This window comes from Halopseudomonas sp. 4NH20-0008 (assembly GCF_057548395.1).
The window spans coordinates 69,431-82,538 of sequence record NZ_BAAJMD010000008.1 but is presented as its reverse complement, the minus strand read 5'-3'; the positions used below and the strand labels follow the sequence as shown (position 1 = coordinate 82,538).

11 protein-coding genes and 3 tRNA genes are annotated in these 13,108 nt (G+C 57.3%); 12 read left to right on the top strand and 2 right to left on the bottom strand.

What is annotated here, in order from left to right; all coding sequences use genetic code 11:
• Window positions 1–89: 89 nt before the first annotated feature.
• From AC27HQ_RS09810 to trkA, 9 genes are all read left to right on the top strand, one after another.
• A complete protein-coding gene (locus AC27HQ_RS09810; protein ID WP_487155973.1) occupies window positions 90–1,040 on the top strand; it encodes a LysR family transcriptional regulator in 951 nt (316 codons plus the stop codon).
• A 40-nt stretch (window positions 1,041–1,080) separates the two neighbouring features.
• Window positions 1,081–2,559 (top strand): glutamate--tRNA ligase, encoded by a 1,479-nt coding sequence (gltX, locus tag AC27HQ_RS09805; RefSeq protein WP_487156061.1) that lies wholly within the window; start codon window positions 1,081–1,083, stop codon window positions 2,557–2,559.
• A gap of 227 nt (window positions 2,560–2,786) precedes the next feature.
• Window positions 2,787–2,862, top strand: a tRNA-Ala gene (locus tag AC27HQ_RS09800).
• Window positions 2,863–2,960: 98 nt separating this feature from the next.
• A tRNA-Glu gene (locus tag AC27HQ_RS09795) sits at window positions 2,961–3,036 on the top strand.
• A gap of 43 nt (window positions 3,037–3,079) precedes the next feature.
• Window positions 3,080–3,155 (top strand) — tRNA-Ala (locus tag AC27HQ_RS09790).
• A gap of 155 nt (window positions 3,156–3,310) precedes the next feature.
• The gene (locus AC27HQ_RS09785) at window positions 3,311–4,759 is read left to right on the top strand and encodes a TrkH family potassium uptake protein (protein ID WP_487155972.1); all 1,449 of its coding nucleotides are present in this window, start codon (window positions 3,311–3,313) and stop codon (window positions 4,757–4,759) included.
• Window positions 4,759–6,210, top strand: a complete 1,452-nt coding sequence (locus AC27HQ_RS09780; RefSeq protein WP_487155971.1) for a sensor histidine kinase — start codon at window positions 4,759–4,761, stop codon at window positions 6,208–6,210. The genes AC27HQ_RS09785 and AC27HQ_RS09780 overlap by 1 nt, the downstream gene beginning before the upstream one ends.
• Complete coding sequence (locus AC27HQ_RS09775; RefSeq protein WP_487155970.1) at window positions 6,207–6,893, top strand: response regulator; 687 nt, start codon at window positions 6,207–6,209, stop codon at window positions 6,891–6,893. The genes AC27HQ_RS09780 and AC27HQ_RS09775 overlap by 4 nt, the downstream gene beginning before the upstream one ends.
• A gap of 99 nt (window positions 6,894–6,992) precedes the next feature.
• Entirely contained in the window at window positions 6,993–8,369 is a 1,377-nt protein-coding gene (gene trkA / locus AC27HQ_RS09770) for a Trk system potassium transporter TrkA (protein WP_487155969.1), read from the top strand.
• A gap of 54 nt (window positions 8,370–8,423) precedes the next feature.
• Here the strand turns inward: trkA and AC27HQ_RS09765 are convergent, their stop codons facing one another.
• Window positions 8,424–10,670: an Orn/Lys/Arg family decarboxylase gene (locus AC27HQ_RS09765; protein ID WP_487155968.1), complete on the bottom strand. Its 2,247-nt coding sequence runs from the start codon at window positions 10,668–10,670 to the stop codon at window positions 8,424–8,426.
• 149 nt (window positions 10,671–10,819) lie between these two features.
• Between AC27HQ_RS09765 and AC27HQ_RS09760 the strand changes: the two genes are divergently transcribed.
• Complete coding sequence (locus tag AC27HQ_RS09760) at window positions 10,820–11,275, top strand: acyl-CoA thioesterase (RefSeq protein ID WP_487155967.1); 456 nt, start codon at window positions 10,820–10,822, stop codon at window positions 11,273–11,275.
• Between the two features lie 49 nt (window positions 11,276–11,324).
• Here the strand turns inward: AC27HQ_RS09760 and ppnP are convergent, their stop codons facing one another.
• Window positions 11,325–11,606 (bottom strand): pyrimidine/purine nucleoside phosphorylase, encoded by a 282-nt coding sequence (gene ppnP / locus AC27HQ_RS09755; protein ID WP_487155966.1) that lies wholly within the window; start codon window positions 11,604–11,606, stop codon window positions 11,325–11,327.
• A gap of 265 nt (window positions 11,607–11,871) precedes the next feature.
• Here ppnP and AC27HQ_RS09750 point away from each other — a divergent pair, with 265 nt between their 5' ends.
• Window positions 11,872–12,744 (top strand): NAD(P)-dependent oxidoreductase, encoded by an 873-nt coding sequence (locus AC27HQ_RS09750; RefSeq protein WP_487155965.1) that lies wholly within the window; start codon window positions 11,872–11,874, stop codon window positions 12,742–12,744.
• 104 nt (window positions 12,745–12,848) lie between these two features.
• Window positions 12,849–13,100, top strand: coding sequence for a YkgJ family cysteine cluster protein (locus AC27HQ_RS09745; protein ID WP_487156060.1), 252 nt, complete (start codon window positions 12,849–12,851; stop codon window positions 13,098–13,100).
• The last annotated feature ends 8 nt before the right edge of the window (window positions 13,101–13,108 follow it).

Genomic DNA, 13,108 nt, shown 5'->3' with positions numbered 1-13,108 from the left:
TTGTTGTCTTAGAGCACTCTAGCACTGTTCCGCTCAGGTAAAGAGGGGTTAGAATCTGGACACTTTGTTGCGCTACAGGAACAGTAGAAATGGGATTGGATGACGCGCTGATCTTCACCCGGGTAGTTGAGTGCCACAGTTTTACCAGTGCGGCCCTGACACTGAATATGCAGAAGTCCACCGTCAGCCGGCGCATTGCCCAACTTGAAGAGCGTCTCGGTGTACGACTGCTCAATCGCACTACTCGCAAGCTGCGACTGACTGAAGTCGGTCAGGCCTACTATGAGCGTTGCCGGCAGATCATGCAGGAGTTTGCCGAGGCCGAGCAGGCGATCATGCAACTGCAGCGTGAGCCCACCGGCCTGTTGCGCGTCAGTTCGCCCATTGAGTTTGGCCAGCTCTTTCTCGGTGGTGTGATCGGCGAGTTCATGGGCCGCTATCCAGCCATTCAGGTCGAGGTGGAACTGACAACCCGGACTATTGATCCGGTCGAGGAGGGCGTAGATATCGTCATACATCGCGGCCGTCCCCAGGATTCCAGTCTGGTGGCTCGACCGATGATGAGCAGCCCACGTCAGCTGTTCGCCAGCCCGGCCTACATTGCCCAGTACGGCATGCCGGTCATTCCGGAACAGCTATCGTCACATCGGTGTATTCATACGCTGATGGATGGCGGGCGCAAATGGCATTTTCTTGATCCGAACGTCAGTGTGCAGATCAATCCGGTCATGACCGTCAATAACATTACTTTTGCCCGCGAGGCAGCGATCGCCGGTGCTGGCATCATTAATGTGCCGGCCTTTATTGCTGAACCCTATGTACAGCAGGGGCAGTTGGTACGTGTGCTTGAGCAGGTCATGCTGCCGTCTAGCGAGCTCTATGCGCTATACCCGTCCAGGCGTTTCCAGGCCATGAAGGTCAAGGCCTTTATCGACTTCATGATTGAATGTCTTGAAAGCCGCCTGAAAGTTGAGGTGGAGACCGAGCGCGAACCGCTGATATTATCCCCGGCCATGCGGGGCTCAGCCTCCGACCAATGAGCCGATTGCCGGCCTGGACCCGATTCCTAGCACGAGAGATATCATGACCGTCCGTACTCGAATTGCCCCGTCGCCAACGGGTGACCCCCACGTCGGCACCGCCTACGTTGCACTGTTCAATCTGTGTTTTGCTCGCCAACATGGTGGCCAGTTTATTCTGCGCATCGAAGACACTGATCAGGTGCGCTCCAGCGCCGAGTCCGAGCAACAGATCCTCGATTCCTTGCGCTGGCTGGGGCTGGATTGGGATGAAGGTCCGGATGTCGGTGGGCCGCACGGGCCCTACCGCCAGAGCGAGCGCAGTGCAATTTATCAGCAGCACAGCGAAGCACTGATCAACAAGGGGCATGCCTTCCGCTGTTTTTGCAGCAGTGAGCGTTTGGACGCGCTGCGAGCTGAGCAGATGGCCAACAAGCAGACGCCGGGTTATGACGGGCATTGCCTGCATCTGTCCGAGGCGGAGGTGGCGCAGCGTGTGGCGGCGGGTGAGCCGCATGTGGTGCGTATGAAAGTACCCTCCGAGGGTATCTGTGTGGTCAACGACATGCTGCGTGGCGAAATCGAGATTCCCTGGGAACAGATCGACATGCAGGTGTTGATGAAAGCCGATGGCCTGCCGACTTATCATCTGGCCAACGTGGTCGACGATCATCTGATGCAGATTACCCACGTGCTGCGTGGCGAGGAGTGGATCAACTCCGCACCCAAGCACATGTTGCTCTACAACTACTTTGGCTGGGATATGCCGCAGCTGTGTCATATGCCGCTGCTGCGCAACCCGGACAAGAGCAAGCTGTCCAAGCGCAAGAACCCTACCAGTATTACCTTTTATCAGCGCATGGGTTACCTGCCGCAGGCCATGTTGAACTATCTGGGGCGCATGGGTTGGTCGATGCCGGATGAGCGCGAGCAGTTCACCCTGGCAGACATGATCAAGGAGTTTGATATCCAGCGCGTGTCGCTGGGTGGGCCGATCTTTGATGTGGAGAAACTGGCCTGGCTGAACGGTATGTGGATCCGCGATCTGTCGGTTGACGATTTTGCTCAGGCTGTTCAGCGCTGGGCGCTGAATCCGGCCTACCTCAAGCCGATGATCCCGCTGGTCCAAAGCCGGGTGGAAACCTTCAGTGAGCTGGTGCCGTTGGCCGGCTTTTTCCTGACCGGCAAGGTCAATCCGCAGGCCAGCCTGTTCGAACACAAGAAGCTCAATGCCGATCAGGTACGCCAGGCCTTGCAACTGCTGCTGTGGAAGCTGGAAGCCACGCGCCAGTGGGACAAGGACAGCATTACCGTCGGCATTCAGCAGATTGCCGAACTGCTGGAGCTGAAACTGCGTGATCTGATGCCGCTGTTGTTCGCTGCCATTACCGGCCAGGCCAGCTCGGTCTCGGTCCTCGACGCCATGGCTCACCTTGGCCCGGACCTGACCCGTTTTCGCTTGCGTCAGGCGCTGGAGTTGCTGGGGGGCGCCTCGAAGAAAGAGGTGAAGGAGTGGGATAAACTGTTGGGCGCGCGTTAGCGCGACCAACAGCAGCTGCAAGCCCCAAGTTTCAAGCGGCAAGCTGTCCTAGCAGTATTCGGTATAGGTGGAGAGTTTGAAATCCTGGGCTGCAGTCGGCTCGATTGTCTTGTAGCTTGTAGCTTGTAGCTGCACTTAAGCGGCGCAGCCGCTTAAGTGTCTGTTCTAGATAAAATTCTGTTGACAGTCCGGGGCGCGAATCATAATATGCGCCCCGTCCTAGAGACGGGGCTATAGCTCAGCTGGGAGAGCGCCTGCATGGCATGCAGGAGGTCAGCGGTTCGATCCCGCTTAGCTCCACCATTTTTTGGTCAGTGCGAAAGTGCTGGCCGTTTTACACTGGCCTGCTAAGGTTTGCAGGTAAGATAACGGCACCAGCAACCGTTATCAGAAGGGTTTGCGTCCCCTTCGTCTAGTGGCCTAGGACACCGCCCTTTCACGGCGGTAACAGGGGTTCGAGTCCCCTAGGGGACGCCATTGTTTGACCGATTCACAGTGTGGATCGGGGTCGCAAGACCAAGGGGCTATAGCTCAGCTGGGAGAGCGCCTGCATGGCATGCAGGAGGTCAGCGGTTCGATCCCGCTTAGCTCCACCATTACCAAGGGCCGACATGTAATGTCGGCCCTTTTTTTATGCTTTTTTTACTGGCGAGGCGTTATTTACGCGATGTTTACGCCAGAATTCGAATTTGTCTCTCGTTTGTTTATGCCCCAGGCGCCTAGTCTGACAGGGTCCAACGGGAGTCAGTCGATGTTCAAATTTCTCCGCCCCATAGTTTATGTTTGCGGCATTCTGATGTTGATCATGGCCGGCTTGATGTTATCGGTCGCGCTCTTTGCCTGGGTTCGCCAGGATCCGGAAATGTCCGTGTTTCTGATCAGTGCTGGACTGGTAACCTGCCTGGGGGTGGTGATGGTGTTGACCGGGCGGACGGTTGAGTTCCATCTGGTGGCAAGACAGCTTTACCTACTCACTAGTGCCAGCTGGTTGATGATGTCCACTGCGGGGGCTTTGCCACTGTTTTTCAGTCATTTTGAGCTTAGCTTTGTCGATGCTGTGTTCGAGGCGGTATCGGGCATCACGACCACGGGTTCGACCATTCTCTCCGGGATTGAAAGCCTGCCGCCGAGTCTGTTGCTCTGGCGCTCCCTGTTGCAGTGGCTGGGAGGCCTCGGTGTGGTCGGCATGGCGGTATCGATTCTGCCGTTTTTGCGTGTCGGCGGCATGCGTCTGTTTCACACTGAATCCTCTGACTGGTCAGATAAATCCATGCCCCGCATCCAGACCCTGGCGCAGATGCTGCTGGGCATTTACCTGACCTTGAGCCTGCTATGCATGCTGTGTTACTGGTTGGCCGGTATGTCGGTGTTCGATGCCATTAACCACGCCATGACCACGGTATCCACCGGGGGCTATGCCACGGATGACCGGTCGATGGGGCGCTTTGGCAGTGCAGTGCTCTGGGTATCGATAATCTTTATGTTGCTGGGTGCCGTGCCCTTCACCCTATTGATTGGCTTTGTTCGTCGGCCGCGTCTTGGATCGCTTAATAATCAACAGGTTATTGGACTATTCTCGATTGTGACTGTGGTATCGCTGGCCTTGGCTGCCTATCTGGTGGGGCAGGATGTCCATGCGCCGCTGGAGGCCCTGACGCAGTCTACCTTTAACCTGGTATCGGTGATTAGCACCACAGGCTATGCATCGGCTGATTACACTCAATGGGGTGCCTTCAGTGTGGCGCTGTTTTTTGTTGTGATGTTTATTGGTGGCTGCTCCGGCTCGACCAGTGGCGGTATGAAGGTGTTTCGTTTCCAGTTGAGTTATCTGTTCCTGCGCAGTCAGGTCCGTAAACTGGTGCATCCCAGTGGGGTGTTTGTGACGCAATACAATGGCAAGCCGGTCAGTGATGACATCATTCTCTCGGCCATTGCCTTTTCATTTCTGTTTTTCCTGTGCCTGGCCGGTTTTACCCTGCTGCTGGCGTTGATGGGGCTCGATCTGATGACCAGTTTGACGGCATCCGCTACAGCGCTGACCAACGTTGGACCGGGTCTGGGCGATATTGTCGGTCCTGCAGGCAATTTTGCGACATTACCGGATGCGGCCAAATGGCTGTTATCCTTCGCCATGCTGTTGGGCCGCCTTGAGTTACTTACCATGATGGTCCTGTTCACTCCGATGTTCTGGCGCAGCTGATGAAAATTCTCTTTTTGAGCAGGGCCTGCCTCAAGTCATTTCTTTTGCCGTTGGCTTTACCCGGCCTGGCAACTGTTGCTGCGGTCATGTTGTTGCCCTGGTTGTCCGTAGCCAGTCTGGCGCTGCTGTATCTGGCGGCGGTGTTACTGACAGCGGTCAGTACCGGTGTCACATCGGCACTGGTTGCGGCTGGTATCAGCTTCCTTGCTTACAACTTCTTTCTGACCGAACCCTATTACTCGTTGCGCATGCTGCATCACGAGGACATTTTGACTGGCCTGTTGCTGGTTCTGGTGGCTGTGGTAACAGGGCATATGGCTGCGCGCCTGAGTGAGCAAGTGTCGGCGTTGCGTGAGAGCGAAAAATGGAATGCTCAACAGATGGCCTGTGCTCGGGCTTTGGCCGTCTGTGTCAGCGCTCAGGACGTGATAAAGATCTTTTCCAGCCAACTGCAGGATGCCCTTGGTTGGTATGCGCGAACCGCTGATACAGGCCTGGTGCATGACGCCAAGCAGGCGTTGCCACGCGACGTCAGTTGGCACGAAGACAATGCGGGCGTGACACTCCTGTTCAGCGATGGTAAATCGGCTGCCGTGGGTTGTATTCGCCTGTCTGCAACAGAGCCGCTGACCACGCGCCACCGTCAGCGACTTGAGGTGCTTGTGAGTCTGGCCCGTCTTGCCTGGGGGCGGGTGCAATTGGCCGAGTCATTGCGTGATGAAACCCTGGGCAAGGAGCGGGAGCAACTACGTTCGGCACTGCTATCGTCGGTTTCACATGATTTGCGCACGCCACTGGCGACCATGATTGGCTCGGTCAGCAGTCTGATTGATCTGAGTGATTCGCTAGAAGCGTCTGAACGTGCCGAGCTGTTGGACAATACGCTGACTGAAGCACGACGGCTTGATCGGTATATACAGAAATTGCTCGACATGACACGTCTGGGTCACGGTGAGCTGACGCTTGACCGTGACTGGATCGGATTGGATGACATCGTCAGCGTGGTGCTGCGACGTTGCAAGCCCTTGCTCGGTGATCTCGACCTGAAGCTGGATATTCCGCAGGACTTGCCTTTGTTGCACGTGCATCCGGCCTTGATCGAGCAGGCTCTGTTCAATGTACTTGAAAACGCCATGCGCTTTTCTCCCGCCGGTGGCAGAATCTGGCTGAGCGCTGAGGAAGAAGAGCACTGGTTGCATGTGGATGTGCGCGACAGCGGACCGGGTATCGCTGCGGACAAGCGCGAGCAGGTTTTTGATATGTTTCACACCTTCAGTCATGGTGATCAGTACGCCGCCGGAACGGGTCTGGGGCTGGCCATCTGTCGGGGTATTCTGGCAGCCCACGGTGGTCAGGTGGTTGTGCTTGAAAGCGCTGAAGGCAAGGGCGCAACATTGCGTTTGAGTCTGCCTGTTCCAGCCAGGATTGGCGGTCTGGATGAAGCCGTATGACATCAGTTCTGATCATCGATGATGAACCGCAGATTCGACGCTTCCTGACCATTTGTCTCGGGTCGCAAGGTTATCAGTTACTGGAAGCGGAGGACGCACGGCGTGGCCTGCAGCAGGTCGCGTTGCATCAGCCTGACCTGGTTATCATGGATCTCGGTTTGCCGGATATGGATGGTCAGCAGTTGCTTCAGCGGCTGCGAGAGTTCTATCAGGGACCGGTCATTGTGCTGTCGGTTCGCAATGGTGAGCGTGACAAGGTCATGGCGCTGGATAACGGCGCGAATGACTATGTGGAAAAACCCTTCGGTGCCAATGAACTGTTAGCGCGAATCCGTGCGGTCTTGCGCACCTTTGGCGGCGTGTCGGTACCGCCGACAGGGTATGACGATGGCTATCTCCGCATTGATCTGCTTGATCATCGGGTCAGTGTTGCCGACCAGGATGTGCACCTGTCGAAAAAGGAGTTTGAACTGTTGCGTTGTCTGATAGCGCACCCCGGCAGGATCATCACCCAGCAACAATTGCTCAAGGATATCTGGGGCCCCCACCATACCCATGACACGCACTATCTGCGTATTTTCATTGGCCGTTTGCGCAATAAGTTGGGCGACGATCCAACGGCACCGCGCTATATCGAAACCGAGGCGGGCGTTGGCTACCGTTTTCTCGGTCAGCAGGACTGAACGTATACGTCTTTTTTACGGGCTTGGGCCCAGCTTGGTATCGCTTGTTTACGCTTCCCTCACCAACAATGAACGCATGCACATCAGCAGGAGTCGAGCATGCGAATCATTATTCTGGGAGCGGGTCAGGTAGGCGGCACCTTGGCCGAGCACCTGTCAGGTGAGGCCAACGACATTACCGTGGTTGACCGGGATAGCCAGCGTTTGCGTGCGTTACAGGATCGTCTTGACCTGCGTACCCTGTCCGGCTCCGCCTCGCACCCGCAGCTATTGGCTCAGGCCGGTGCTGAAGATGCGGATATGCTGGTGGCGGTTACCAGCAGCGATGAGATCAACATGATCGCCTGTCAGGTAGCCCAGAGTCTGTTCAATGTGCCGCGCAAGATTGCCAGGGTGCGGGAACATGATTATTTGACGCGCAGCGAGGCGTTATTCAATCGTGATGCCATCCCGGTGGATGTGCTGATCAGCCCTGAGGCACTGGTAACGCGCAGCTTGAAGCGTCTGCTGCAATATCCCGGTGCCTTGCAGGTTCTGGATTTTGCTGAGGGTAAGGCCCAGTTGGTGGCGGTCAAGGCTCGTTACGGTGGGGCGTTGGTCGGACAGCAAATCGCCTCGTTGCGGCAACACCTGCCTGATGTCGACATGCGTGTAGCGGCCATTTTCCGGCGCGAACGTCCACTTTTTCCCCAGGGTGATACGGTAATCGAGGCTGAAGACGAGGTGTTTTTCATTGCCGCGCGTGATGATATTCGCCAGGTCATGGGTGAGCTGCGGAGGCAGGATCCACCGTATAAGCGGGTCATGATCGCAGGCGGCGGGAATATCGGCGCGCGGCTGGCAGCCAGCATTGAATCGCGTTATCGGCTCAAGGTCATTGAGTTGGACCGTGACCGTTGCAGCGTGCTTTCCCAGCAGTTGAAACACAGCACCATTTTGCATGGTAGCGCGTCCAATCGGGATCTGTTGGTCGAAGAGAATATCGCCTCGGTTGATGTCTTTCTGTCGCTGACCAATGACGATGAGGCCAATATCATGGCCTCTATGCTGGCCAAGAAATTGGGTGCGCGTACGGTGATCACACTGATCAACAACCCGGCCTATGTTGATCTGGTTCAGGGTGGCCTGATCGACATTGCCCTGTCGCCGCAGCAATCGACCATCAGTGCCTTGCTCAGCCATGTCCGCCGTGGTGATGTCGTTGCTGTGCATTCCTTGCGCCGAGGCGCTGCCGAGGCGCTGGAAGCCGTTGCCCATGGTGATGCCAGCAGCTCTAAGGTTGTCGGGCGAAGACTGGATCAGTTGCCCTTGCCTGCAGGTACTGTGATAGGCGCCTTGATCCGTCAGGACAAGGTCCTGATTGCCCATGATGACAGCGTGATCCAAGCTGATGATCACGTCATTCTGTTTGTCGCAGACAAAGCCGCGGTCAGGCAGGTGGAGCGGTTGTTTGAGTTGGGAATTGGTTTTATCTAGCCGCCTGCCGCTCCCAAGCAAGCGCAGGAACAAGTGCTCAAGCGCGGCAGATGGCTAGACCAGACAATCCACACAAAACAACAGGCTGCCGTCATCGGTCAACAGCGGGCGCAGTCCATGGATATCGCTTTCAAAACCGGGGAAGCCTTGGTCCAGTTGCTGGGCGACCCGCAGGAAGTCGGTTATGGCACTGCAGTCCGTGGGAAAACGTTCGCCGGGCATGATCAACGGGATACCGGGCGGGTAGGGCACCAGCATCACTGCGCTGATACGTCCGGCCAGATGCTCGATTGGCACCATTTCAACCTCACCGCGTACCAGTTGCTGGTAGGCATCGGCGGGGCGTACCACGATCTCCGGCAGCTCGGTATAGATTTGCCGCAGAATCCGTACCATGCGCTGTTCCTTGTAGAATCCATGCAGTTGCTGGCAGATATCCCGCAGGCCAAGGCCGCGATAGTGTCCGCTGGCGGCTATGCCAGGTAGGGTCGCTTCGAGTGGCGCGTTAGCGTCGTACAGGCGCTTGAACTCCTGCAGTTCGGACACCAGCGTGCTCCATTTGCCCTTTGTGATGCCAAGGGAAAACAGGATCAGAAAGGAATACAGGCCGGTTTTTTCCACCACCAGGCCGCGCTCGGCCAGAAAGCGGGTGACCACTGCGGCTGGAATGCCGCTTTTGGCCAGACGACCTTGCTGCTCCACACCCGGTGTCAGCAGGGTTACCTTGATCGGATCAAGGAGCGCGTAATCATCCGCCATGGCACCAAAACCATGCCAGTCCTGATGGTCATCCAGGGTCCAGTCGCAGGCTTGCAATGCGTCGGCTTGCAGCGCGTCCTCCGGCTCCCAAACGTCAAACCACCATTGATCCTCATCCAGGCGCTCGGCGGTTTGCTGCATGGCACGACGGAATGACAGCGCTTCATCGAGGGTTTCCTGCACCAAAGAACGGCCGGGTTCCCCGGCCATCATGCCGGTGGCCACGTCGATGGAGGCAATGATGCCGTAATGCGGCGAGGTCGAGGTATGCATCATGAAGGCTTCATTGAAGCGCTGCAGGTCCAGACGCTGGTCGATACTGTTCTCGGCCAGAATGATCGATGCCTGGGACAGGGCGGCCAACACCTTGTGGGGTGACTGGGTGGCAAACACCAGCGGATGCCTGGCGCGCTCGAAGCCGCGCTTGCGGCCCATGCCATGGCGGCCGGCATAGAATTCGTGGAAGGCCGCATAGCCGTACCAGGCTTCGTCGAAATGCAGGATATCCACCGCGTCCTCGAGTTCATCCTTGATCAACTCCGCGTTGTAACACAGGCCGTCATAGGTGGAATTGGTCAGCACAGCCAGCCGTATCTTGGCCTCGCGCCCCTGCAGCAGCGGATGTTCTGCCAGACGCTGGCGCAGGTTGGCGGGGGCAAAGGCATCCAGGTTGATGGGGCCGATAATGCCGTAGTCGTTGCGCGAGCCGCTCAGATAGACAGGAATGGCGCCGGTCATGATGATCGCGTGGAGAATCGATTTATGGCAGTTGCGGTCGACCAGTACCACATCGTCGCGGCTGACAAAGGCGTGCCAGATGATCTTGTTCGCGGTGGAGGTGCCGTTGACCACATAGAAACCGTGATCAGCACCGAAGGTGCGCGCGGTGTTGGCTTCAGCCTCGGCGATCGGCCCATTGTGGTCAAGCAGTGAGCCCAGACCCGGTACCGACACCGATAGATCCGAGCGCAGGGTGTTCTCGCCAAAGAAGTCATGGAAGGCGCGTCCGACCGGGCTCTTGCGGAAGGCAACACCGCCCCCGTGACCCGGCGAATGCCAGGAATAGCTGGCGCGTCCGGTGTAGTCGAGCAGGGCCTTGAAGAAAGGCGGTAATAACTGCCCCAGATAAGCCTGGGCGGTGCGCGCGATCTGCCCGGCGATAAAGGGCAGGGTGTCCTCGAACAGGTAAATGATGCCGCGCAGCTGATGCAGATCGCGCAACGCGCTGAGGGTATCGTTATCCAGATTCTGATGGGTGCTCAGGGCCATGATCGGTAGTTCCGGGGAGCGGCAGTGGGCGGCCTTAAACAGGGCTCTTACCTGCAGAAGGTCGGCGCCCTGGTCGGCGGTAAAGAGAATGCAGGACAGCCCCCGGTGCGCTTCGGCTATCAGTCGGCCTTCCTCCAGCGACGCCGACGCCAGTACCTCGAAGCCTTCCTGTTTGAGGGCCTTGAACAGCTCACCGAGCTGACTGCCGGCGACATCGGTCTGACCGATATGCGGATTTATGATCAGGATGGGAAAGTGCAGGTGCTTGAACATGAGGGCCTATTCCTGGCGGCTTTGTCTTCAGCCTATACCAGTGCGGCCGTTCCTGCCTGTGGCCTTTTTGCCTGCGCTGTCGCCTGAGAGTCAGTTGGCAATGGTATGCTGTGCAGCTTGACGCCAGCTTGAATGGAGAGCTACTGACAGTGAAATGGGATTTGGATAACCCACATACTCTGAACATCACCGTGCAACCCGAGGACATTGATGGTCTGGGGCATGCCAACAATACTGTGTATGTCGGTTGGTTGGAGCGCTGCGCCTGGGAGCATTCGCAACGTCTGGGTCTGGGGGTCAGTGACTACCGTACGCTGGACCGTGCCATGGCGGTGTTTCGTCACGAGATTGATTACCTCAGTGCGGCCTATGAGGGTGATGAGCTGGTGATGGCGACCTGGATCATCAGCTGGGACAAGAAACTGCGCATGACCCGCCATTTTCAGCTGTGTCGGGTGTCGGATGGCGCGACTCTGCTGCGGGCCCGCACCACCTTTGTCTGCATTGAAGTCTCGACCGGCAAACCCAAGCGCATGCCCGCCGAGTTTATCGAGGTCTATGCGCGCGGAATAACCCCGGAAAAGCCGGAAGCCGCCGCTGTCTGATCAAACTACAACACAGGCACGGCCGTGCGCCGCGCCTGCAATCAGACAATCAGCGGTATTCGCACAGATAGGCGGTGTCCTGGCCTACCTTGAGTTGAAATTTGCTGTTGGCAGGTACCGTGAACTGGCTGCCGTTGGCAAAGTCCTGCCAGCTGTCGCTGCCCGGCAGTTTGACGGTCAGCAGGCCGCTGATGACATGCATGATTTCCAGCTGGCTGGTGCCAAATTCATATTCGCCTGGCGCCATCACGCCGACTGTGGCACTGCCTTCCGGCTGCTGAAAGCCAATGGAAACGACCTTGCCATCAAAATACTGGTTGACCTGGAACATCGGTGGGCTCCTTCAGAGCGTTGTTGAAAGCGGCCTAGTATGCCTAGCCCTACCGCAGCGCGGCAATCGAAATCAGGCGCAGCTGGCTAAGCTCTCAAACCCGGAGGTCAGCGTTAAAGGCCAGTCATCGCAATGTTTCTTGACCACTGGCATTATCGGGCATCCCTTATCATCTGTAGTCAGAAATGGCGTTTTTTCAGGCCCCGTTGCCGCCTTTGAGGTTGTCAGCGGGCAAATCAGCAGGATACAAGCGTGAGGAAGAAGTATGGCTAGCATCGCTTTCATCGGTCTGGGCGTCATGGGTTATCCCATGGCCGGTCATCTGCAGCGTGCCGGGCACGACCTGACAGTCTATAACCGCACCTCAGCCAAAGCGGCAAGTTGGGTTGCCGAATTCAACGGTAAAGCCTGCGAGACGCCAGCGGAGGCTGCGCAAAACCAGGACATGGTCATGCTCTGCGTGGGCAATGATGATGATTTGCGAGAGGTGCTGTGCGGCGAGCAAGGCGTGCTCGCAGGTATCCGTTCGGGCGCTGTCATTGTCGACCATACAACGGCCTCGGCGCAGGTGGCGCGTGAGCTGGCCGATCGTTGTGCCCAGCAGGGCGTGGGTTTTCTCGACGCGCCGGTTTCCGGTGGTCAGGCGGGTGCTGAGAATGGTCAGTTGACCATCATGCTGGGCGGTGATGAGGCGGTGTTCGATATTGCCCGGCCGGTACTCAAGAGTTACGCGCGCATGGTCAGGTTGATGGGCCCGGTCGGTTCAGGGCAGTTGACCAAGATGGTCAATCAGATCTGCATTGCCGGCCTGCTTCAGGGACTGTCCGAAGCCCTGCATTTTGCTGAACAGGCGGGACTGGATGGTGAGGCGGCGATGGCGGTGATCAGCAAGGGCGCGGCGCAGTCCTGGCAACTGGACAATCGGCACAAGAGCATGCTCGCTGGCGAGTTTGACTTTGGTTTTGCCGTCGACTGGATGCGCAAGGATCTGGCCATAGTGCTGGATGAGGCGCGCAGCAATGGTGCCCAGTTACCGGTAACAGCCCTGGTAGATCAGTTTTATGCGGATGTTCAGGCGAAGGGCGGTGGGCGCTGGGATACCTCGAGTCTGATTTCCCGGTTGAAGCGCGCAAGCTGACCTGGAGCCCGCCAGGCAGGAATCGACATGCCACTCGCTGGGCTGGATAATCATCGGTTCTGAGAGCTTGAATGTGTTTCTCCAAAGAGTATTTTGTCATGTCCATGCGTTGTCGAGCGGGTTGCGGCGCCTGCTGCATCGCCCCGTCCATCAGTACCCCGATACCCGGCATGCCGCAGGGCAAGCCAGCAGGGGTGCGCTGTATTCAGTTGAGTGACGAGAATCAGTGTCTGATCTTTGACTCCCCTGAACGCCCCGCAGTTTGTGGCGCCTTTGCTGCCGACCCGGCGTTTTGTGGCGAGACCTCAGAGCAGGCACTACAGATTCTTTCCTGGCTGGAAGTTCAAACCGGCTGAGCTGCCTG

Bases quoted from the DNA above. Each gene is read 5' to 3' on its own strand.
- AC27HQ_RS09810 (WP_487155973.1), top strand. From the start codon at position 90: ATGGGATTGGATGACGCGCTGATCTTCACCCGGGTAGTTGAGTGCCAC.
- AC27HQ_RS09785 (WP_487155972.1), top strand. From the start codon at position 3,311: ATGTTCAAATTTCTCCGCCCCATAGTTTATGTTTGCGGCATTCTGATG.
- AC27HQ_RS09780 (WP_487155971.1), top strand. From the start codon at position 4,759: ATGAAAATTCTCTTTTTGAGCAGGGCCTGCCTCAAGTCATTTCTTTTG.
- AC27HQ_RS09775 (WP_487155970.1), top strand. From the start codon at position 6,207: ATGACATCAGTTCTGATCATCGATGATGAACCGCAGATTCGACGCTTC.
- trkA (WP_487155969.1), top strand. From the start codon at position 6,993: ATGCGAATCATTATTCTGGGAGCGGGTCAGGTAGGCGGCACCTTGGCC.
- AC27HQ_RS09765 (WP_487155968.1), bottom strand. From the start codon at position 10,670: ATGTTCAAGCACCTGCACTTTCCCATCCTGATCATAAATCCGCATATC.
- ppnP (WP_487155966.1), bottom strand. From the start codon at position 11,606: ATGTTCCAGGTCAACCAGTATTTTGATGGCAAGGTCGTTTCCATTGGC.
- AC27HQ_RS09750 (WP_487155965.1), top strand. From the start codon at position 11,872: ATGGCTAGCATCGCTTTCATCGGTCTGGGCGTCATGGGTTATCCCATG.
- AC27HQ_RS09745 (WP_487156060.1), top strand. From the start codon at position 12,849: ATGCGTTGTCGAGCGGGTTGCGGCGCCTGCTGCATCGCCCCGTCCATC.